The following is a 21364-nucleotide window of genomic DNA, read 5'->3' as shown; positions in this document are numbered from 1 at the left end:
TCCCGCAAGAACCTTGAAATTACGCAAAGCTTCCGGAGCCGGCCTTGAGGCAAGCTCCGGAAGCTTTGTAACGAAACAACCCTGTTGCGGCTGCTATAACCCCTGCGGATTGAGGGTGCAACGACAGAGCCTGCCGCGCGGGCATGTGGTGAGGCGAGGTCTTGCGCCGGATGAGAGCGGGGTTCGTCCTCGTCTGGCGCCGTACCATGCCTGACGAAACGCCCTGACAGCATCGATCATTCGCCGGAATGACGGATGCCAGAAACAGCATGATTTCGGCAATTGCGCGGCGGCGGACAACCTTTCCTCTCAAGCGCGCGGTCGGGCCTCGATCACCACGAAGGCCTGCGCCAGGGGATGCTCGTCGGTCAGGCTGAGATGAAGATGGGCCTCATGCGCCTCGGGCAGCATGTCGCCGAGGCAACGCAAGGCCGCGCCGCTCAGCCGCAATTCGGGCCGGCCGCTCTCGGCATTGAGGACTTCCATGTCATGCCAGTGAATGCCCGCCATACCGTTGACGCCGGTTCCCAGGGCCTTGGAGCAGGCCTCCTTGGCAGCGAAGCGCTTGGCAAGGGTACCGGCCTTGTCGGCCCGGCCCGCGGCCTTGGCCCGTTCGCCTTCGGTGAAGCAGCGCCGTTCGAAGCGCTCGCCGAAACGGGCGAGTGCATCCTCGATCCGGCGGATGTCGCAAAGATCGCTGCCGATGCCGATGATCATCCGGCACGACTCCGTCCAGCCGCCATTGCCGCCTTGACGGTGCGGATACTCTCGGCGAGCCCGACGAAAATCGCCTCTCCGATCAGGAAATGCCCGGTGTTGAACTCGGCGAATTCGGGTACCGCAGCCAGGATTTCAGAGGTCTCGAAGTCGAGCCCGTGCCCCGCATGCACTTCAAGGCCGAGGCCCGCGGCGATGGAAGCGCCGAGCTTCAAGCGCTCGAATTCGGCAGCAGCATGGCCGGTCTCCCCCGAAGCGACGGCTTCGCACCAGGTGCCCGTATGGAGCTCCACGATATCGGCACCCAGGGCGGCGCAGGCTTCCAGCACCGCCCTGTCCGGCTCGACGAACAGGGAGACACGGATGCCGCTGCCTTTGAGCCGCGGGATCGCCATCCGCAGATTGGCCTCGCCCGCCCTGACGTCCAGGCCTCCTTCGGTGGTCCGCTCCTCACGCTTTTCCGGCACCAGGCAGACGGCATGGGGCTTCACGTCCAGCGCGATCGCCAGCATCTCGTCGGTCACCGCCATCTCGAAATTCAGCGGCGCCTTCACTTCGGCGCGGATGCGACGGATGTCGGCATCTCGGATATGGCGGCGATCCTCGCGCAGATGGGCGGTGATGCCGTCAGCGCCGGCCTCGACCGCCAGATGCGCGGCGCGGACCGGATCCGGCCAGAGGCCACCGCGCGCGTTGCGCACGGTGGCCACGTGGTCGACATTGACACCCAGGCGCAGAGCCTCCGGGCGCGGAACCTTGGGCAGAGCAGTTGCGGTCATCTTCAGGCCTGTCCTGCGAGAGCCCGGCTGCCGGGCTTGACGGCCGGCAGGCTGGCAAGTTCCGGCGGCAGCTTGTCGGCCTCGAAGGTGGGGATGTCCAAGGTCGCCAGAGCCACCAGAGGCTTGCCGAGCTCGGCCTTGCCGCCCGAGCGGTCGATCAGGCAGGCCGCCCCGACGATTTCGCCCGGCTGGTCGGCGATGGAGGCCAGGCATTCCCGCGAGGACAGGCCGGTGGTGATGATATCCTCCACCATCACCACGCGGGCGCCCTTGGGAATGGCAAAGCCGCGCCGCAGCTGGAACTGGCCATTCTCGCGTTCCACGAACACCGTCTTGGCACCGAGCGCGCGCGCGGTCTCGTAGCCCGGCACGATGCCGCCCACGGCCGGGGACACCACCATGTCGATGGGTCCATAGGCGGCGCGGATGCGCTCGGCCAAGGCACGGCAAAGACGTTCGGTGCGCGGAGGATCCATGAAGACGAGGTTCTTCTGCAGATAGACCGCGGAATGCCGTCCCGATGTCAGGATGAAATGTCCTTCGAGCAATGCCCCCGCCGCCCGGAATTCCGCCAGCACCTCATCCTGCGTCATCATCGTCTCCTGGTTTTTCCGGTTGTACGGGCTACGCTTCCGGGGCGTACAGATCAATGGCCGACACCGGTTGGAGGTCGAAAATTTCGTGAAGAGCCAACGGCGGTGTCCCGCCCGTGGGTCGGCAACGGGAGGTTTTGGATATGCCTTTGCGCTTCCAGGAGACTTCGTCTAGTCGCAACACGGTTTAGCCGCCAACCTCCCGCTGTTTTTCGAGATATGGAGCGCGAGTACCGTGAGAAAACTGATCTTCTGCCTGTCGCTGCTGCTCACCGGATGCACGATCGGCGACAGCGGTATCCGGCCGCTGTTCTCGATGGGCTCGTCGGAACAGGCTTTCGTCGAGCGCTACGGCAAGCCGGATTTTCGCGCCGCGGAAGGCGGCGCCGTTCGCCTCGTCTATCTCGGCAATCGTCTCGACTTTCGCCAGCGCGGTGATACGCCGCCCATCCCGCTGCCTGAGCAGAAGCGGATCCTGGCTCGCTACGGCCTGGCCTATGACCGCAATTGCGCCGTCCTCGTCAGCCTGATGTTCGGGCGCGTGATCGGCATGACCAGCATCGGCGGACAATGCTCCTGACGCCCTTGCGCCTGCTTGGAACGCGGACCTCCCAGCGACATGCCCGCATGTCGCTGTGACCGCGCTGCTGGCCTCAGATCACGCGCTGCACCTCGCTCACCACCTTGCGGGCGCGCAAGCCATCGATGATGGCGAGCAGGTGCTTGAGGTCGTAGACCTCGAGATCGACGATCATCTCCGTCATGTCGAAGGAGCGGCGCTGCATGGCGAGATTGTCGATATTGCCGTCCGTCTCGGCGATCACCTGGGCAATCTGGGCGAGCGTGCCCGGCTCGTTGATCGAAACCACCTGAATCCGGGCGGGATAGCGCTCGGCGCGTGCCGCCTCCAGATCCCAGCGCACGTCGAGCCAGAGTTCCGGCCTGTCCTCGAAATCGGCCAGCGCCTGCGACTGGATTGGATAGATGGTGATCGCCTCGCCCGGCGTGAGGATTGCCACGATGCGGTCCCCGGGTACCGCCCCTCCTTCGGCAAAGCGCACCGGCAGATCGCCCATCAGGCCGCGCACCGGAATGGCAGCCTTGGCCGGATCCCCGCCCCCAGGCAGCTTGAAGCGCAGATTCTGGCCGCCCTGCAGGCCGAACCAGGTCTCGTCGAGCCCGGCAGCGGCATGGCTCGACTGTTCGAGCTTGAAGTCCGGGAACACCGCCCGCACCACATCCTGCGAACGCATTTCGCCGCGGCCGACGGCGGTGAGCACATCGTCCACGCTCTTGCGGGCCAGCCGCTTGAGCGCCCCCTGCAAGGCATCGGGGCTATAGGTCTTCTCCAACCGTTCGAAGGCGCGCTCGATGATGCGCTGGCCGAGCCCTGCATATTGCGCACGCACCGCCGTGCGCGTGGCACGGCGGATGGCGGCCCGAGCCCGGCCGGTGACGACCAGCGTCTCCCAGGCCGCCGGCGGCGTCTGCTGCTTGGCGGTGATGATGGCAACCTCGTCGCCATTGTAGAGTTCGGAGACCAGCGGCGTGGTGCGGCCATTGACGCGGCAGCCCACCGCCGTGTTGCCGACATCGGTATGCACGGCATAGGCGAAATCGATGGCGTTGGCCCCGCGCGGCAAGGTGATCAGCTTGCCCTTCGGCGTGAAGCAGAACACCTGGTCCTGAAACAGTTCGAGCTTGGTATGCTCGAGGAATTCCTCCGGATTGTCGCCCTCGGCCAGCATCGCCATGGTTCGGCGCAGCCAGGCAAAGGCCCGGCTCTCCCCTTCCAGGCGCAGGCTGTCGCCGGCCTTGTTCTCCTTGTAGAGGGCGTGGGCGGCGATGCCGAATTCGGCGATGCGATGCATCTCCTCGGTGCGGATCTGCAATTCGACGCGCTGGTGGCCCGGGCCGATCACCGTGGTGTGCAGCGAACGATAGTCGTTCTGCTTGGGCGTGGAGATGTAGTCCTTGAAGCGGCCCGGCACGAGCGGCCATTTGGTGTGGACGAGGCCGAGTGCGCGATAGCAATCCTCCACCTTGTTCACCAGCACGCGAAAGGCGAAGATATCGGAGAGTTGCTCGAAGGCGACCTGCTTTTGTTCTGTCTTCTTGAAGATCGAGTAGGGGCGCTTCTCCCGCCCCTTGACCGTCGCCTCGATGCCGCGCTCCTGCAGCCGCTCGCGCAGATCATTCTCAATCTCCGCGATCAATGCGCCATTGCGGCGCTTCAATCCTTCCAGGCGGCGGACGATGGTTTCATAATGGGCCGGCTGCAATTCGTGGAAGGACAGGTCCTCCAGCTCCTCGCGCATATCCTGCATGCCCATACGCCCGGCAAGCGGGGCGTAGATGTCCAGCGTCTCCTGGGCGATGCGGGCGCGCTTCTCGGCTCGCATGAAATTGAGCGTGCGCATATTGTGCAGGCGATCGGCGAGCTTGACGAGGAGAACGCGCACATCCTCGACGATGGCCAGCAAGAGCTTGCGCAGGTTCTCCGCCTGCTTGGCCTCCTTGGAAACCAGATCGAGCTTCTTGATCTTGGTCAGCCCGTCGACGAGAGCCGCAATCTCCTTGCCGAAACGGCGTTCGATCTCGCCGCGCGTGGCATCGGTGTCCTCGATGGTGTCGTGCAGCAGGGCGGCGGCGATGGTGGCGTCGTCGAGCTTGAGATCGGTGAGTAGCGAGGCCACCTGCAAGGGGTGGGAAAAATAGGGATCGCCCGAGGCGCGAAACTGGGCACCATGCTTTTGCATGGCATAGACATAGGCGGCGTTGAGAAGATCCTCGTTCACGGCCGGGTTATAGGCCCGCACCTTGTCGACGAGTTCATATTGCCGCATCAGGCGAAATGGCGCCGTCACTCACAGTCTCCCGCCGGCAGCGTTGCCGCACCCGGCTCACCTCATTACCGCGCTTCGATCGAACCGAAGCATCGCGCTATTCAATACGGGTGCAGCGCAAAAGAAAAGCGGGCCGGTGATGCCGGCCCGCTGAAATTGCCTGGGAGGAAGCGAAGAGCTTATTCTTCGTCGTCCGAGCCATTGTTGGCCGGCGGCACCAGCCCTTCCAGGCCGCGCAGCAGGTCTTCTTCCGACATGCGGTCGAAGGCGACATTGTCGTCGGAATCGCCGGCGGCGAGAGCGGCCGGATCCGATTCGGGCTCGTCCACCTCGACATATTTCTGCATCGAGTGGATCAGGTCTTCCTTGAGGTCATCCGGGGTCAGGGTTTCATCCGCGATCTCGCGCAGAGCCACCACCGGGTTTTTGTCACGATCGCGATCGACCGTCAGCGCAGCGCCGCCGGCGATCATGCGGGCGCGATGGCTGGCCAGCAGAACCAGCTCGAAGCGGTTCTCGACCTTGTCGATGCAATCTTCCACCGTGACGCGGGCCATGGCGACGCCTTTCTGTACCGTGTTTTGGGATCAAGCGCGCCAACTACACCGCCAGGCGAGTTTGTGCAACCCTAAAAGGCCGATCCGTGGTATCGTCGGGCCTCCGAGGCAAGGAGATTGACCGCAAGTTCTACCTCATTCGACTTACATATCGAGGCTGCTCGTCTCGATATTGCAATAATCCTGTCAACACTCTCATTGGAAAACACTCAATCTAACGACAATGCTGATAACCTTGACATTCTATACCGCGATAGGCACAAGCTGAATGTATCGGGCCTAAACTTGCCGTTGCTGCCGTTCCGCTGGGATTACACAGAGAGCCCCCTCTCGATGTTGCCCTTGGGATTAATTCTAGACTGTAATTTAGACCGATTTCAATCGCATTCGATCAAACCGAGCATCAGCAGAACGAACCTCAACTGGCAGAAGAATGAACAACACCCAGGAACGCATCGCTCTCTTTATTGACGGCGCCAATCTTTACGCAACGGCGAAAAGCTTGGGGTTTGATATCGACTACCGGAAAATGCTCAAGGAGTACCACAGCCGCGGCTATCTGGTGCGAGCGTTCTATTATACCGCCCTGGTGGAGGACCAGGAGTACTCGTCGATCCGTCCGCTGATCGACTGGCTGGATTATAATGGCTATGCCGTCGTCACCAAGCCGACCAAGGAATTCGTCGATTCCACCGGCCGCCGCAAGGTGAAGGGCAATATGGACATCGAGCTTGCCATCGATGCCATGGAACTGGCCGATCACATCTCGCACATGATCCTGTTTTCCGGCGACGGCGATTTCCGTTCCCTGGTCGAGGCCATGCAGCGCAAGGGGGTGCGCGTTTCCGTGGTCTCCACCATATCGACCCAGCCGCCGATGGTCGCCGACGAATTGCGCCGCCAGGCGGACGAGTTCGTCGACCTCGTCACGCTTCAAAGCAAGATCGGCCGCGATCCGTCCGAGCGGGCCGTGCGCAGCCAGGCCGGCGGCAGTTTTCCGGCCGGCCCCGCGCCGACCCGCCAACCGCCCCAGCAGGGCTTCGCCGGCCAGACCCCTGGCTTCATGTCGGCGAGTTCGAGCGGCCAATCCGACGATCAATAGGTCGAGAACTCGCCTCGCACGATCGGTGCCTTCATTTGACGGGGCCTGCCTGCTGGCTCCGTCCGCACTGCGGTTTCGTTCCTGGCCTCGGGCACTTTGCGATTTGACGGAATCAGCGGGACCGGCAAAGACGCCCTAGCCAATCCGTTGGATTGGCTAGGAAACAGGGAGCGAGAGCAAGCTGCGTTTCTTCAAGACGCCCTTTGCTCGAGTAATCGATGACCGCCAGCCAATTCCAAGAACCTGGGCGCGACTGCCCGCTCTGTGAGAGGCTCGTTGCCTTCCGTCTGCAGGCACGTGCCAGGCATCCCGATTGGCACAATGCGCCGGTTTCCAGTTTCGGCCCGGCCTCTGCCCGGCTGCTGATCGCCGGCCTAGCGCCGGGGCTCCAGGGTGCCAATCGTACTGGGCGGCCCTTTACGGGCGATTGGGCCGGAGATCTGCTCTACGAGACATTGGGCGATTTCGGCTTTGCCAGCGGCACCTATGACGAGCGTCCTGACGACGGCCTCGAACTCGTCGACTGCCGCATCACCAACGCCGTGCGCTGCGTGCCGCCCGAGAACAAGCCGATCGGCAGCGAAATCGCCGCCTGCCGCCCCTTTCTGGCCAATACGGTCAAGGAGATGGCGAACCTTGAAGTCATCCTGGCGCTCGGCAAGATCGGACATGACAGCGTGGTCACCGCCCTCGGCCGCAGGCCGGCCCATTTTCCCTTTGCTCATCACGCGCAGCACCAGATCGGCAATCTGACGCTCGTCGACAGCTATCACTGCTCCCGCTACAACACGAATACGGGCCGCCTGACCACGCCGATGTTCCGGGCAGTTTTCGAGACCATCCGCGGCATTCTCGATCGCTGAACGGTATTTTCTGGGATCGCAGGTGTCCCTGCTTGCTCTTGGCAGCAAGGCCCCTGGAGAAGAAGACACCGGCAGGGACGCGTGCGTCCCCAGCAGCGTCCGCACAGATCAGCCTTTATCCCGCAGCAAGCGTCCCTTTTCGCGCTGCCAATCGCGCTTCTTCTCGGTCTCGCGCTTGTCGCCCAGGCTCTTGCCGCGGGCAAGAGCGAGCTCGATCTTGGCCCTACCCTGCTCGTTGAAATAGAGCTTGGTGGGCACGATCGTCAGGCCATCGCGCTGCACGGCACCAATCAGCTTGTTGATCTGGCGTTTATGCAAAAGCAGTTTGCGCGGACGCTTACGCTCATGATTGAAACGATTGGCCTGCAGATATTCGGGAATGTCCGCGTTGAAGAGCAACAACTCCTCGCCGGATGGCCCGGCATAGGATTCGCCGATCGTCGCCTTACCCAGGCGCAGGGATTTCACTTCGGTTCCGGCCAGCACAATCCCGGCCTCGAAGGTGTCGATCAATTCGTAGTTGAACCGAGCCTTGCGGTTGTCGGCAACCAGCTTGCGAGCACCGTCCTTCTTGTCCGCCACGTATCACCCAGAGAGCCTTCGAGCAAAACACTCGAAACAGACTCTACCTTCTTGTTTTTCGAAGCGTTTCCTGGAATCAGCCGAGTGCCCGGCCGTTTCGGACGGAGAGGGATTGCCTCCCCCGCTTCAGGGTTTCAATTGAGCAACCCGGCATGCACCATCGCCTGCCGGATCTGGGTACGCGCGCCATCCGTCACCGGCAGCAGCGGCAGCCGCACCTCTTCCTTCAGGCGCCCCAGCATGGCCAGGCCGCATTTGGCCCCAGCGAGCCCCGGCTCCAGGAAGGTTGCCCCATGAAGTGGGACCAGGCGGTCCTGAATTTCAAGGGCTGAGGCGTAATCCCCGCGCAGCGTCGCCTCCTGCAAGTCCGCACACAGCCGCGGCGCGATGTTGGAAACCACCGAGATGCAGCCCTGGCCACCGGCCGCGTTGAAGGCGAGAGCCGTCATGTCCTCGCCGGAGAGCTGGATGAAATCCGGTCCGAGCTGCTGGCGCTGCTGCGACACGCGGGCAAGATTGCCGGTGGCATCCTTCACCCCGACGATATTCTTGAGCTCGTAGAGGCGCTTCATCGTCTCCACCGACATGTCGACCACCGAACGCGGCGGAATGTTGTAGATGAAGATCGGAATGCCGATGGCGTCGTTGACGGCCTTGAAGTGCTGGTAGAGCCCTTCCTGAGTCGGCTTGTTGTAGTAGGGCGTTACCACCAGCACGGCATCGGCGCCGGCCTTTTCGGCATGACGTGCCAGATCGATGGCCTCGACGGTATTGTTCGAGCCGGCCCCGGCAATCACGGGCACGCGGCCACCCGCCTGGGAAATGCAGATCTCCACCGCCCTGTGATGCTCGGCATGGCTGAGCGTCGGACTTTCGCCGGTGGTGCCCACCGGCACCAGGCCGCTGGTGCCTTCGGCGATCTGCCAGTCGATCAGGTCGCGAAAACCTTTCTCGTCGATGGCGCCGTCGCGGAACGGCGTCACCAAAGCGGTGAGCGACCCTCTGAACTTTGCCTTCGACATCATCTCAACTCCACGGATTCCGATCGGATGGCTGCCCTGATGATCTCAGCCGGGCGCCAGACATATACGAGCCACCCCGTCACGAAAAGAGCATAGGCACCGATTGGGGGCCGAAAACACCCCATTTCAACGAGATGATCTTCGCATCGCTCTGGTTAATGGAATGAGTCGGCTCCAGATTGCCACTTTTTAAGGCAGCAGCCCCGAATCCGCCGCCTTCGGGCCTTGAAAATCACCTTTTCCTCGTGCCTCACTGATGGCGAGAATGCGGCATTCCGACGTCGTCATTCACGGTTCGTCAATCAGAGGACGCGACAATCGCCAAACCGGATCACCTGGATTGGCGTGGCGGCAATGCTCTTGCGGTTCATGACGGGTACATCCCTCTTCGTCGCGGTGTTGACCGGCGCGCTTGCCGCCCCGGTCACGCGGCCTGGCGATGCCACCCTGACGCACCCGCCTCGTACGGTCGCGCTGCGCACGGATGCCGCTCCCCCGGCGATCTCGGCCCGCCCCGACACCGAAATCACCGGTTCGATCATCGTTCCTCCGCCGCTGGTGAACCAGCTCGACGTCCTGCGCCAGGTGATTGCCGCCTATGAGGGCAGCGACCGCTCCGGCGGCGACACCCTCGCCCGGTCGCTGACCGATCCGGCCAGCCAGGCCGCAGCAGAATGGATCGCCATCCGCAGCGCCGCCCGCCATATCGGCCTCGCCCGAATCAAGGCCTTCCTTGCCACTTATCCGAGCTGGCCCGGCAATGGCTTGATCCGGCGGCGCGGCGAAGAGGCTCTCTACAATGAGGGAGCCGATGCCGACACGGTGCGAGCCTTCTTCGCCTCTTCCCAGCCCGAGACCGACGAAGGCAAGGTCGCCCTCGCCGCCGTGCTGCAGCGCGACGGCGACCAGGCGGGCGCAACCGCCCTCATTCGCGACGCCTATCGCAATGACAGTCTGTCCGGCCAACTCGAGGGCGATATCCTGCGCGACTACGGCGCCCTGCTTTCATCCGCCGACCATAAATATCGCGCCGATCGCCTGATCTATGACGGCAGTTATGACGATGGCTTGCGCGTTGCGGCCCGTGCCGGCCCGGATGTGGTGACGCTTGTCAAGCAGCGCATTGCCGTGGCCAGGCAGGCCAGGAATGCGGGCGCCCTGCTGGCCGCCAATGTTTCCACCGACCCGGCCTATGTCTTCGCCCGCATTGCCTATCTCAGGCGCCAGAAGAAGCCGCGTGATGCCGCCGCCCTGTTGCTGAAGGCCTCCCGCGACGCCGCCGCACTGGTGCGTCCCGACCAGTGGTGGACGGAGCGACGCCTGATAGCCCGTGCCTTGCTCGATCAGGGGGATGCCCGTACCGCCTATGCCGTGGTCGCCGGCTTTACTGCCGAAAGCGATACGACCCGCATGGAGGCCGAGTTCCATTGCGGATGGATCGCCCTGCGCTTCCTGAACGATCCTCGCAGTGCCGCCCGGCATTTTGCCAATCTGAGCGCCGATTCCCAGCGGCCGATCTCGGTTGCGCGCGGCGCGTACTGGCAAGGCCGCGCTGCCGAAGCAGCCGGCGACAAGTCCGGGGCGACCGGGTTCTACCAGGCAGCCGCGCGCTACCCCATCACCTATTACGGCCAGATCGCCCGGGCTCGCTTGGGGCTGCGGACGCTCGACCTGAATGCTCTCCCCGAGGCCACGCCCGCCAGCCGCGCGGCCTTCGAGGACCTTCTGGCAGTGCGTGCCATCAACCAGCTCTACACGCTCGGCAAGCGTGACTATGCTCGTATTCTCGTCGCCGACATGGGTCGACAGTTGCAGGACAGCCAGCAACTGGCCCTGCTCGGCCAGATTGCTCTCGACAATCTGGACACCAAGACGGCCCTCACGGTCGGCAAGTCGGCCACGCAGCGTGGCCTGCCGCTCGATGCGATCGCCTTTCCGATCGGCGCCATTCCCGGCTTCGAGAGTTCGGGCAATGTCGAACGCGCCGTGGTCTACGGCATAGCCCGGCAGGAGAGCGAGTTCGGGCACGAGGTCGTCAGCAGTGCCGGCGCCCGTGGACTGATGCAGGTGATGCCTTCGACCGCCAAGGCGACCGCGCGCCTCGCCGGCATCGCCTTCGATGCCAAGAAGCTGACCAGCGATCCGGTCTATAATGCACGCTTGGGCGAGGCTCACCTGGGCGATCTGATCGGTCGCTTCCGCGGCTCCTACATCATGACCTTTGCCGCCTACAATGCCGGTCCCGGCAAGGTTGCCGAATGGGTGAAGGCCTATGGCGACCCGCGCGATCCGAAGGTCGACCCGATCGACTGGGTCGAGCGCATCCCCTACACGGAGACGCGCAATTACGTGCAGCGCGTGCTGGAAAACGTGCAGGTCTACCGCTCGCGCCTCGATACCACGAGCACCTTGCTGATCGAGGCCGATCTTCGTGGCAAGAGCCGGTGATACCGAGAGGCTTTGGAAACGCCCCTCCGTACCGTTTCGTGATTTTCGCCAAACCTTTGATTTTAAATCCAGAATTTCGATGCAGTCGGGTCTCGTAGGCGCCTGCATCTTCGAGGCTTGGAATAAATTCCCGGCTCAGAACGTCCGGCGAACGCGCAGCACCCCGGTCCAGCCTCGGATGTCCTCCTCATAGGGAAAGAAGTCCTGCCCGCCCTTGGCCCGATAGGATGAATAGAACCCCTCGATGCCGAAGGAGAGACCGCGGGTTACGGTATAGACGGCGTTGCCGCCTGCAACCCATCCTCTCACATCCGGCGCCGCCGGATTGACATAGTCCCGCGTGGTCGCTGCGCTGTAGTCGAGGTAGGAACCGAGCAGATTCAGGGTTAGCGCGGGCGTGATGTTGATGCCCGCCTCGCCGGTAACCGTCCAGCCACGGCCAATATCCTTGCGCCCACTGAAATTCTCATAGGCGGCATCGATCTGCTGCCAGCCGAGATAGGCAGAGGCCCCATTGGCGTAGGTTCCCTCCACGGCGATATGGGCGCCGGAGCGTATCGGCAAGTTGAGACCGAAGGCTGCGCCGACGGCATAGCCATAGTCGGAACCGCCGATCTGCGGCGGCCCGGGATATCGGAGCTGGTGGCCAGCGCCGAATACGGCCAGCGTGCCCCAATCGCGATCGAGGCGGACATTGCCGACGATGTCGGGCATCGCGGTTCCGCCGGCAGGGCGTCGCGGTTCGGGAAAACCGAAGAAATTCAGCACGTCGCTGCGCGTGCCGCGCGCATCCTCGAGCGATAATGTCGCCGAAAGGCCGCCGCCGAATTCCTGCGTATAAGCGATGAGGTTGGTGGTGGCGGCATAGCCGAAATAGGGCTGCAGGAGATCATTGCCATAGTCGAGGTCATAGATGCCGAAGAAACTATGGGCATAGCCGGCCGTCAGCCCGCCAAACTGCAGAAAGGCCTTGTCGATCACGAATTCGGTGCTCGTCCTCGGGCCGACATAGGCGTCGATCAGGAAGAAGGAACGAAGCAGGCCGTAATCGGTATCGGTGCGGGCGTCGAAACCGATCTGGCCGCGGGTGACAAACCCGCTGAAGTCATCCTCACGCATTCGTTGGCGGCTCACGACATAGTCGGCCCGCACTTCGCCGCTGATCTTCACGCAGGTATCGCTGCCCGGCAGCTGCCAGAACCCCACACCCATGTCGACGCAGGCCTGGAGATAGCTGTCTGGCGCGCCCTTGCCAACCGGCAAATCCTGCGCATGGGCAGCACCAGCCCCCAAGATTGCACCGGCAAGGCCGATCGCCACTGCCTTCATCGTTTTTCCCCAAGGTGGCGGCCCATCCCCAACCGCGCAACCTCCAGCTGCAGAGTGCGGCAAAAGCGCAGGCAACTCAACGAAATGTCGCAGGTCAAGCTTCCATAGACCGACTATTGAGACGGCGCGTTGCAAAAAGAGCACGCCGCAACGTCAAGGCGATTCTGCCTTAAGCGCGTTAGAGAGGCGTGACATCAGAGCCCTTCTTCGATTGTTGAGCTTTGGGGTAGTTCCGCCCCACCATTTTGCCCTTTAGGGTAGCCGTCATCTGTTTCTCAGCTTGAGGCGCTCAATGTCCGCTCCGTCCCATACTGATCGAGACAAGGCCCTTGCCTTGCACCGTAACGGGCAGATCGAACAGGCAATTGCAGCATACACGGCGCTTCTCACCCACCAACCCGACAGTGCAGATATTCTTGGTCTCCTCGGCGTCGCCAACGAACAGGTCGGGCATCTCGATGAGGCCGAACGGTTGCTCCGCCTCAGCCTGCTGGATCGGAGGTCTGTTCCCCTCGCCTACCGCAACCTCAATAATCTCCTGGGTCTTCTGATCGAATCTGCCCGACAGGAAGAAGCAAAGGCAGCTGCCGAGACCTATTCACCATGCACCTGGCCCTCAGGGCGCGTTCCGGACGCCGTCGAGCACGGTACCATCGTCAGCCTTGTCAGCGCCCTCAAAGATATCGGCCTTGCCAACCGGGCTCTCGCGACTGGATTCCCCCTCCTGTCCACGATGGGAGAGGACGTCGAATTTGCACTGCTGATCGCCGAGATGCTGCACGATGCCGGCCGCAATGATGAAGCCTTCGTCGCGCTGGACCGGGATTTCGGTCCAGGAGAAGAGTTACCCAACCTGCATGCGGTTCGCGCCGCACTTGCCCATGAGCGTAATGATCGTACCGCCTGCGGCCAAAGCAGTCAGCGCTTCGTTGCCAGCATGCCCATCCTGCTCGCCGAAGCCGCCCCCTCCCAGCAATTCGTGCTTGCCGTATTCAACCGCTCGCCCGAATTCATCGCCGATTTCCGGGAGCCCTATGATCACCATTATAGTGGCAACTTCCCTTCGCAACTGGCACAGGTCTTCGCCGATCGTTTCCGCTTCATGTCCATCCTGGCGGACTCCCCGACTGCCGCCAATGCATTGCGTGGCATGCCACGCCCGGCTCTGGCACTGAACAATGTCGTCAATGCCGAACAATTGATGGTAGAGGACACGCTGCAGCGCGTCAGCGCTCTGGAGGACAGCCTTGGCATCAAGGTGATCAATCATCCCAAGCTTGCCGTGCAGGCGACACGCCAGAAGAATTCGGAGCGCTTCGCCAATATCCCCGGCATCGTTTTCCCGAAAGTCCACCGTTATCAAAGCGACAGGGAGCAGAGGCCCGCTCTGATCGAGGATATCGAGAACCGCTTTGGTTACCCTCTCATCATTCGTACCGTCTTCCAGCAGATGGGCGTGGGTACCTGGCGCATCGGCGATAGACAGGAGCTTCGTAAAGCCCTCGATAAGCTAGACGGCCTACAGTTTTACGCAATCACCTATGTCCAGACCCACCATGCTGACGGCAGGTTCCGCGCATTGCGTACGGCTTTCGTCAACAAGCAACCCGTCATCGTCCGTGCCGACTATAGCGACCATTGGAACGTGCGAGCCCGTCGAACTCCGGGCCAGCAGGCTTTCTATCATGAGAACCCGCATCTGTTGGAGATTGCCAATCGTATCGTCCTCGATCCGGAACGAGAACTGGGCAGTAATATCTACGACCAGCTTCGAACGATTGCAGACTCGATGCCGCTTGAGATTTTTGGAATGGATTTTGATCTCACAGAAGATGGTAATCTGCTGATCTTTGAGATCAATGCGACAATGAACCTGCTTTCGACCTCACCTACCGGACTTGAATATCCGCCAGGGAGTGAGAAAAAACTCTTGCATCACATGGCAGAATTTTTCCTGCAGCACAGACTATGAAATGAATAATCTTCTTTGCATGAGCAAGCCGTGCGCCAGGGCACGCCACCCACAATGCCTAGGAACAATTAATGCGGGCGTGTATTCTGGGATAAATGCATTCTATTCTTTGGCTTGAATTCAAAAAAATTTGAACCATGCGGGCGATATCGCGTCATTCCCGCTATCTCAATGCAACCCACATATTTCGGCAGTAGCAAATAAAAAACCCAGCTGCTTACGCAGCTGGGCCTTTTTTTGTGCGAGATCGAAAACGATCAGAACACGCGCTTCAGGCGGACACCAGCCTGCCAGACATTAGCCTTGTCGTCGCGGAAGCCGGTGACGGTGTCCTCGTCGTCAACAATCGCAATACCATTGTCCTGCTGAACGCGGGTGTAGGAGACTTCGGCGCCGATCGTCAGACCCTTCACGATGGTGTAGGTGAGGTTACCTGCGATCGTGAATTCCTTGATACCGTAGTCAGCAACAGCCCCTGCGTCCGTAGCCAGGAAGCGGTCATACTTGGTGTCGATGTAGCTGCCGACCAAGTTCGCGTTGAGAACCGGCGTGATGTTGCCGCCGAGTTCCGCCACGATCGACCAACCCTTGCCGCTGGAGAACCGGCCGGAGGTGTTGAGGAAGCGATCGCGCGAGCCCAGGATGCTGTTGCCGGCGCCGAGATAATCGGTAGCGCCGTTGGCATACTGACCTTCCACGACGAAGTGGCCACCGTCGATGAAGGGCAGCTTGATCAAGCCAGTGGCGCCGATGGCGTAACCGAGCTTGTTGGTGTGACGGACAGTGACCTCTTCGGGATCGGTCGTCGGGTCATCATCGGTGTCGACGAAGAAGTTCTCACCCGAACGCGCCTGATGAAGAGCGCCCTGCACCGCGATTGCGCCCCAGGACTGATCCCAGCGCAGCTGAGCGACGACGTCAGGATATTGCTGGCCGCCCGAGGTATAACCAACCAGGTTGCCGTCGATCGTGCGGTAGTTGCTCGAGTCGGCGCGATGGTCACGGCCATCTTCGATCGACAGGGTAGCCTGGAAGCCACCACCGAACTGGGCGGTGTAGGCGATCAGGTTGACGGTGTTGCTCTCGGCGTAATAGGGCGCCCAGATCGTGCTGCCGTAGTCATTGTCGTAGAAGCCGAAGAACGAGTGGGCATAACCAGCCGTCAGGCCACCAAACTGGATGAAGGCCTTGTCGATCGAGAAGGTGTTGCCGTTATAGGTGCTGTTGCGGCCACCAGAGCTGATCGGATGCGAGTCAGCGTTGATCTGGAAGTAGGAGCGCAGCAGACCCCATTCGGTCTCGGTGCGGGCATCAAACCAGATACGAGCCTGGGTGTTGAAGGCCGAGCGATTGTCGTTGCGATCGAAATCGCGGCTCGCACCCAGGAGAGCCGGGCGATCACCACCGAAGACGCGGTAGTCGGCGCGGATTTCGCCGCCGATCTTGAGGCAGGTGTCGCTGCCCGGAATGTAGAAGAAGCCGGGACCGAAAGCCGAGCAGACCTTCACATATTCAACAGCTTCGCCCTTGGTCATGGGCAGATCAGCAGCCTGGGCAGTGCCGATGGCGGCAATACCAGCAGCGGCGCCGAGGAGAAGGGACTTCATCGTCATTAGATGACCTCCAAGACAGTTATTATTTGATCGAAAGCGCCGCTTGGTGCTCCGATCGACTCGCGAGACCCCGATCACACGTTAAACTTGCAATCCGGACACGACCCATCGAGTGAATCGTTGTCATGACATTGCTTCACTGCCTCTGGTTGTACAATAGCGATTACACCCAACAACCTAGGGTCGTAACATTTTGGCAAAGCTGTGTAGCAAAAAGGACACACGCAGCATTTTCGCCACAATTGGGTACGATTTCAGCGAAAATCCGGGCTTTCCTGGCTGTCTTCATGCCCGGACGACACAATTTCAATGCAAGAGGCCAGGGTCGACAGCCAGTTGTCCGCCGGCGGCGCTTCCGGAAGTTCGAGGGCAACAAAATCGCTTTGCACCTGTTCGGAGCGGCAATTCCGATCGATTTTCTCCCTTCGGGAGACATCGACATGGAATCATCGCCGTCGAATTGCCTACCTTCGCACGATGGCTTGAGGCGTGATTCAGGCGCAACTCGTTCGAAGGAATCGGCCATTGCGAACGCCCCATTCGCTGAACGGGTCCGTTTTGGGACTGGGGTCGCCCGTGCCGCTCAGCCGCTCAGGTGCAGGCTATGCCGGGGCCTGTTACCCATTGGCATTGGCGGTGAAGATTGGAATGGGCACACCGGCCTGGCGTGATCGCAAAGTGGCACTCGGCTCACATTGCAAGACCGGCGACGGGACCTACGACATCATCGTCCCGAATAGACAATAGGCAGTATCGTCCCAGCACCTCTGACGGTCACCTGTGCCTGAGCCTATGCCTAAGCGGTCCGCAACTGGTCAGCCCATGCCTATGACAGGTGACAGGGGGCAACTAACATATGTCGGTCATTGCAAAAGAGGATCGATCGATGCCTCAAACCCGCAAGGCGATCTAAGTGTCTCGCTCAAAAAAGAAAGGCCCGGCTTTCGCCGGGCCTTTCCTCGAATATTTGAACTGAATGATCAGAACTGGCGCGTAATGCGCATGCCTGCCAGCCAATTGTTATAGCTGTCACGACCCGGCAGGGTATCAATCGCACCGTGATCGACCTTACCGTGTGTATAGCCAACTTCACCGGCGACCTTCAGACCCTTAACGACCGTGTAGGTCAGGTTGCCGCTAATGGTGAACTCCTTGATGCCATAGTCACCCAGATCGGAGAACCTGTCGAACGTGGTGTCGATATAGCTGCCGACCAGAACGGCCTGCAACTGCGGCGTGATGTGTCCGCCCAGTTCACCCGTGATCGACCAGCCCTTACCGGCATCGACTCGGCCCGCGGCGTTCACGAAGCGATCAGACTGGGCCACGAAGGTGTTGCCAGCGCCGAGATAGTCAAGGGCACCATCAGCATACTGGCCTTCCACAACGAACCAGCCATCGATCGCGGGGATCTTGATCAAGCCGGTGGCACCGACGGCGTAGCCATACTTGTTGCTGCGGCGAACAACAACGTTCGTATCGGCAATACCATCATCATTCGTGTCGATGCTATAATCGGTCCCCGAACGAGACTGATGACCTGCTGCCTGAACAGCGAGCGATCCCCAAGACTGATCCCAACGCAGCTGGGCGACCACGTCAGGAACCTGCTGGCCACCTTCACGGTAGCCGTAAAGAACAGCTGGATTTCCAACCGGGACAGGATCGCGAGTTCCCTCGACGCGATGGTCACGACCGTCTTCGATCGACAGCGTGGCGCTGAACCCGCCGCCGAACTGGGCGGTATAGGCGAGCAGGTTAACGGTCTTGGTCTGGGCGTAGTAGTTACCCTCAAGGGTATCGCCATATTCGTTGTCGTAGAAGCCGAAGAACGAATGCGCGTAACCAGCCGTCAAACCACCGAACTGGATAAAGGCCTTGTCGATGGTGAAATCGTTACGCCGGCCGTCACCACCGCCACGGCCCACCAGCCTGTTGGAGTCAGCATTGATCTGGAAGTAGGAACGCAGCAGACCCCAGTCGGTCTCGGTGCGGGCATCGAACCAGACGCGGGCCTGGGTGTCGAAAGCCGAACGGTTGTCGTTGCGGTTGTAACCGGTGCCGCCGAAAGCATAATACTTGGCGCGGATTTCACCACCGATCTTCAGGCAGGTGTCGGTACCGGGGATATAGAAAAAGCCTTCGCCGAAGGCCGAGCAGACCTTCACATATTCAACGGCTTCGCCCTTGGTCATGGGCAGATCGGCGGCCTGGGCAGCGCCGATGGCGGCGATACCGGCGGCTGCGCCGAGAAGAACTGACTTCATCGTCATGAGATGACCTCCAAGACATTTTTACTCGGTCGGAAACTTGACCTCTCCGACCGGCTCGCGAGACCCCGGCCCCAACCTCTGGCGGCGGCCCGGAGACGACCCATTGCGTGAATCGTTGACAGTGACAGTGCGGCAGGTGCCACCTTTCCACAACGCGAAAACGACCCGAGCCAAGGTATTCACATCGTTTTGCCCAAGACATGTCACCCAAAAGACACAACTTTTTCCGAAATTGAGAGTCTAGGCGCCAAAATATCAATTTAAGGTTGCAATATTTTCACCCAATCAACCCACATTAGAAACGAAATCGTTCTTGAATTGGCCAAAATTAAACCAGATTTATTGCACGTATAAGTTTGGTTGCTATAATGAATAATATATATACTTAAAGTTATGAAAAATTCATAACGCACCTTTTACGTGCATCTGATCGGGAAAAGCGCTGCTGAAGGATTGTAAGCATGGCCGGCAGGGCGCTGGATGCCCTTTGCCCATCCCGGCGCTCCACCTGGACGAATCGGCGGATCGACCGATGACGAACCCGCCTCGATAAAGAACTCAGAAAAACCAACCGACCTTCGACCCAGAACTCCGAGAGCATGGAGCCCAAGCCAGTCGAGCTGCAGCGCCCATGACCGAGAATCGAACCAACGGCGAGAGTGTGTCTATTTGGGAGTTGAGCTAGACCTGGGGCAAAGCACGTCTGCGCAGGTCGAGCGTCTCGGCCAGATTGCCCCGATAGGAATGATGGCCATTGTGCCGGATGGTCGCCGTGGTATCGACCCAAAGCTCGCCGCCGCACGCGCGCCATCGATCGCAAAAGGCATAGTCCTCGCCGATCGCCTCGCCGTTCACCACCGGGATGTTGAACAACGGAAACAGGCGGAACGGCACATTATGATAGGAATAGCCTTGATCCCGACAACGGGCGACCATCGTCTCCAACATGTCGCGGCGGCACAACATGGCGCCGGCCCCGACACGTATGGCGCGCGCAAAGCCGTTGCGCACCTCCAGCCGCCCCTGCCCCGTCAGCGCCTGCGGATCCTCGAACATGACGTTCCAGCGCGACGCGGCAGCGTGAAAATCTTCAAGGTCGCGGGCGAAAACCCTGCTGGTCTTCTCATTGTCGTAGCCCTTCGACACATAGGGCGCGGCCGTGAACGGCTTGTCGTGGAGTTGGCTGAACTGGAGCAAGCGTCCGATCGTCTTGGGCAATATCTCCATGTCCGAATCCAGACAAAGAAGATAGTCGCTGCGGCCTTCGAGAAAATAGCTGACGACCGCATTCCGCGCATGCTCCAGATGTGGAATGCCAGACTGCCCGAGAAAGTCGACCTCGACCTTCCGTTCCTTCAAGTCCAGGGCGATGCTGAGGAAAGAGCGCACGGCATCGATGTCGACAAAACGGTTTCCACAGACACAGGCGATAAGAATACTTGGCTTTTTCATCGCAACACCGTCTACAATATAACTCTAAAATAACTTCGAAATTTTGAACAATTCAGCACCTCAACCAAAAGTTGAATTATATAAACTGCTCTATCCCCGATATCTAAACACAAAGAATCAAATATATTTACAAAGAGATAGCGAAATAAACTTCATCGTACAACGCTAAAACATTGATCTCACGCGGACATCACTTAATAGTGAAGCGGTAAATTGACACCACCCCCGCGACCTTCTTACGAATGAAGAAAACGGCAAGAGCAGAACTATCGACTTGCTTGGAAGACGTCGAAAGCCCCCTGTCAGGGGCAGGCCTGCGGACGATCAAAGGCCTGCGGCAGCAACGCGCACCCGATTTTCGTTGATGGCGATATAGCCGTCGAGTTTGCCCGGCCGACTTGCCACCAGGCCGTCCTGAGCATAGCCCCAGAACAGGTCACGCATAGCCGCCGCCAGACGCATGGCCATGAAGCCCTGCATCTCTTCTGCCGTCGGCGGACGCCCTAGCCAATCGGCAAGGCAGATAGGAGCCATCCCGCCATCCAGGCCGGCATTGTTGAAGAAGCTGGCGAGATCGACCAGGGACTGGCCCTGCCCGGCATATTCCCAATCGACCAGCCAAAGGCGTTGGCCATCGTCGATGATGTTATCGCCATGCACATCGTTATGGGCAAAGCCGGCAGGCATGCCGGCAAGCTGCGCCGCCAGCTTGTCGAGCAACGGCCGGTAGCGATCGATGACTTGCTGCCAACGATTGGGTTCGGCAGACAGCCTGCGGAGGTAACCATCCAGGATGGCGAGCGGGTACCTATCGCGTAAGGGTCCCCGATAGTGCTCCGGCAAGGTGCGTCGAATCCTGTTCAGCAACGCCAGAACTTGTCGGAGCTTTGCCCGGTCGCGGAGATTCGCACTGTCGAGCATGCGCCCTTCGATATGGCGCAGAATCATCAGCCCGGGTTCCGCCCAGACCAGATCGGGTCCGAGCCCGCATGCCGCCGCGGCGCGCGTGGCAGCTTGCTCGGCCGCGCGATCGATATCGTGCGCCGGATTGTCGCCGGCAATGCGAGCCACGAAGCGACCGTGCCGTGCAGTAACCAAAAGATTTCGATTGGTCAGCCCGCCCGCAATCGGCTCGACAACGATGGCACCGTCCCACAAGGGCAAGGCTGCGAGGCGGTCGTAATGATCGGGCTTGCTCGGCATGACAGTTTCAAAC

17 protein-coding genes are annotated in these 21364 nt (G+C 60.6%); 5 read left to right on the top strand and 12 right to left on the bottom strand.

Annotation, left to right across the window (positions count from 1 at the left end):
• Positions 1-309: 309 nt before the first annotated feature.
• From acpS to pyrE, 3 genes are read right to left on the bottom strand one after another with little or no spacing between them, the layout of a single operon-like run.
• Complete coding sequence (gene acpS / locus ACIGJE_RS13740) at positions 310-717, bottom strand: holo-ACP synthase (protein ID WP_367625736.1); 408 nt, start codon at positions 715-717, stop codon at positions 310-312.
• Positions 714-1496: a pyridoxine 5'-phosphate synthase gene (locus ACIGJE_RS13735; protein WP_415086655.1), complete on the bottom strand. Its 783-nt coding sequence runs from the start codon at positions 1494-1496 to the stop codon at positions 714-716. Before ACIGJE_RS13735 ends, acpS begins: the two co-directional genes overlap by 4 nt.
• Before the next feature lie 2 nt (positions 1497-1498).
• Entirely contained in the window at positions 1499-2089 is a 591-nt protein-coding gene (pyrE, locus tag ACIGJE_RS13730; protein WP_311934433.1) for an orotate phosphoribosyltransferase, read from the bottom strand.
• 235 nt (positions 2090-2324) lie between these two features.
• On the opposite strand from pyrE, the gene ACIGJE_RS13725 reads away from it, so the two are divergent.
• On the top strand, positions 2325-2669 hold the full coding sequence (locus ACIGJE_RS13725; protein ID WP_311934432.1) for a hypothetical protein: 345 nt from the start codon (positions 2325-2327) through the stop codon (positions 2667-2669).
• A 73-nt stretch (positions 2670-2742) separates the two neighbouring features.
• On the opposite strand, the gene ACIGJE_RS13720 is transcribed toward ACIGJE_RS13725, so the two are convergent.
• Together ACIGJE_RS13720 and rpoZ are read right to left on the bottom strand one after the other, a co-directional pair.
• Complete coding sequence (locus tag ACIGJE_RS13720) at positions 2743-4935, bottom strand: RelA/SpoT family protein (protein ID WP_367625753.1); 2193 nt, start codon at positions 4933-4935, stop codon at positions 2743-2745.
• A 179-nt stretch (positions 4936-5114) separates the two neighbouring features.
• Complete coding sequence (gene rpoZ / locus ACIGJE_RS13715) at positions 5115-5492, bottom strand: DNA-directed RNA polymerase subunit omega (protein WP_311934431.1); 378 nt, start codon at positions 5490-5492, stop codon at positions 5115-5117.
• A 433-nt stretch (positions 5493-5925) separates the two neighbouring features.
• Here rpoZ and ACIGJE_RS13710 point away from each other — a divergent pair, with 433 nt between their 5' ends.
• Positions 5926-6594, top strand: coding sequence for a LabA-like NYN domain-containing protein (locus tag ACIGJE_RS13710; protein ID WP_311934430.1), 669 nt, complete (start codon positions 5926-5928; stop codon positions 6592-6594).
• A 218-nt stretch (positions 6595-6812) separates the two neighbouring features.
• Positions 6813-7457: a uracil-DNA glycosylase gene (locus ACIGJE_RS13705; protein WP_394309696.1), complete on the top strand. Its 645-nt coding sequence runs from the start codon at positions 6813-6815 to the stop codon at positions 7455-7457.
• 108 nt (positions 7458-7565) lie between these two features.
• Here the strand turns inward: ACIGJE_RS13705 and smpB are convergent, their stop codons facing one another.
• Positions 7566-8039 carry an SsrA-binding protein SmpB gene (gene smpB / locus ACIGJE_RS13700; protein WP_311934428.1) on the bottom strand — a complete coding sequence of 158 codons (474 nt, stop codon included), beginning with the start codon at positions 8037-8039 and terminating at the stop codon, positions 7566-7568.
• 134 nt (positions 8040-8173) lie between these two features.
• Positions 8174-9064 carry a 4-hydroxy-tetrahydrodipicolinate synthase gene (gene dapA, locus ACIGJE_RS13695; RefSeq protein WP_440724479.1) on the bottom strand — a complete coding sequence of 297 codons (891 nt, stop codon included), beginning with the start codon at positions 9062-9064 and terminating at the stop codon, positions 8174-8176.
• A 366-nt stretch (positions 9065-9430) separates the two neighbouring features.
• On the opposite strand from dapA, the gene ACIGJE_RS13690 reads away from it, so the two are divergent.
• Positions 9431-11509: a lytic transglycosylase domain-containing protein gene (locus ACIGJE_RS13690; protein ID WP_483677704.1), complete on the top strand. Its 2079-nt coding sequence runs from the start codon at positions 9431-9433 to the stop codon at positions 11507-11509.
• 135 nt (positions 11510-11644) lie between these two features.
• Here the strand turns inward: ACIGJE_RS13690 and ACIGJE_RS13685 are convergent, their stop codons facing one another.
• On the bottom strand, positions 11645-12838 hold the full coding sequence (locus ACIGJE_RS13685; protein WP_415086651.1) for a porin: 1194 nt from the start codon (positions 12836-12838) through the stop codon (positions 11645-11647).
• 292 nt (positions 12839-13130) lie between these two features.
• Here ACIGJE_RS13685 and ACIGJE_RS13680 point away from each other — a divergent pair, with 292 nt between their 5' ends.
• On the top strand, positions 13131-14810 hold the full coding sequence (locus ACIGJE_RS13680) for an ATP-grasp domain-containing protein (RefSeq protein ID WP_415086649.1): 1680 nt from the start codon (positions 13131-13133) through the stop codon (positions 14808-14810).
• 257 nt (positions 14811-15067) lie between these two features.
• On the opposite strand, the gene ACIGJE_RS13675 is transcribed toward ACIGJE_RS13680, so the two are convergent.
• The 4 genes from ACIGJE_RS13675 to ACIGJE_RS13660 form a co-directional block, all read right to left on the bottom strand.
• Positions 15068-16423 carry a porin gene (locus ACIGJE_RS13675; RefSeq protein ID WP_311934423.1) on the bottom strand — a complete coding sequence of 452 codons (1356 nt, stop codon included), beginning with the start codon at positions 16421-16423 and terminating at the stop codon, positions 15068-15070.
• Between the two features lie 980 nt (positions 16424-17403).
• Positions 17404-18696: a porin gene (locus ACIGJE_RS13670; protein WP_415086647.1), complete on the bottom strand. Its 1293-nt coding sequence runs from the start codon at positions 18694-18696 to the stop codon at positions 17404-17406.
• Between the two features lie 681 nt (positions 18697-19377).
• Entirely contained in the window at positions 19378-20148 is a 771-nt protein-coding gene (locus ACIGJE_RS13665) for a hypothetical protein (RefSeq protein WP_415086645.1), read from the bottom strand.
• Between the two features lie 324 nt (positions 20149-20472).
• The gene (locus ACIGJE_RS13660; RefSeq protein WP_483677701.1) at positions 20473-21306 is read right to left on the bottom strand and encodes a phosphotransferase; all 834 of its coding nucleotides are present in this window, start codon (positions 21304-21306) and stop codon (positions 20473-20475) included.
• Positions 21307-21364: the final 58 nt, after the last annotated feature.

It is taken from the genome of Labrys sp. E2SS-1L, from assembly GCF_057073705.1.
Note: the sequence above shows the minus strand (reverse complement) of the source record. Positions and strands in the feature narration are given on the sequence as shown.

What these genes read in the sequence shown, in the direction of transcription:
- ACIGJE_RS13710 (WP_311934430.1), top strand. Translation starts at nt 5,926, where the DNA reads ATGAACAACACCCAGGAACGCATCGCTCTCTTTATTGACGGCGCCAAT.
- ACIGJE_RS13705 (WP_394309696.1), top strand. Translation starts at nt 6,813, where the DNA reads ATGACCGCCAGCCAATTCCAAGAACCTGGGCGCGACTGCCCGCTCTGT.
- pyrE (WP_311934433.1), bottom strand. Translation starts at nt 2,089, where the DNA reads ATGACGCAGGATGAGGTGCTGGCGGAATTCCGGGCGGCGGGGGCATTG.
- ACIGJE_RS13735 (WP_415086655.1), bottom strand. Translation starts at nt 1,496, where the DNA reads ATGACCGCAACTGCTCTGCCCAAGGTTCCGCGCCCGGAGGCTCTGCGC.
- ACIGJE_RS13720 (WP_367625753.1), bottom strand. Translation starts at nt 4,935, where the DNA reads ATGCGGCAATATGAACTCGTCGACAAGGTGCGGGCCTATAACCCGGCC.
- rpoZ (WP_311934431.1), bottom strand. Translation starts at nt 5,492, where the DNA reads ATGGCCCGCGTCACGGTGGAAGATTGCATCGACAAGGTCGAGAACCGC.
- ACIGJE_RS13690 (WP_483677704.1), top strand. Translation starts at nt 9,431, where the DNA reads ATGACGGGTACATCCCTCTTCGTCGCGGTGTTGACCGGCGCGCTTGCC.
- ACIGJE_RS13680 (WP_415086649.1), top strand. Translation starts at nt 13,131, where the DNA reads ATGTCCGCTCCGTCCCATACTGATCGAGACAAGGCCCTTGCCTTGCAC.
- ACIGJE_RS13685 (WP_415086651.1), bottom strand. Translation starts at nt 12,838, where the DNA reads ATGAAGGCAGTGGCGATCGGCCTTGCCGGTGCAATCTTGGGGGCTGGT.
- ACIGJE_RS13675 (WP_311934423.1), bottom strand. Translation starts at nt 16,423, where the DNA reads ATGACGATGAAGTCCCTTCTCCTCGGCGCCGCTGCTGGTATTGCCGCC.
- ACIGJE_RS13670 (WP_415086647.1), bottom strand. Translation starts at nt 18,696, where the DNA reads ATGACGATGAAGTCAGTTCTTCTCGGCGCAGCCGCCGGTATCGCCGCC.
- dapA (WP_440724479.1), bottom strand. Translation starts at nt 9,064, where the DNA reads ATGATGTCGAAGGCAAAGTTCAGAGGGTCGCTCACCGCTTTGGTGACG.
- acpS (WP_367625736.1), bottom strand. Translation starts at nt 717, where the DNA reads ATGATCATCGGCATCGGCAGCGATCTTTGCGACATCCGCCGGATCGAG.
- ACIGJE_RS13665 (WP_415086645.1), bottom strand. Translation starts at nt 20,148, where the DNA reads ATGAAAAAGCCAAGTATTCTTATCGCCTGTGTCTGTGGAAACCGTTTT.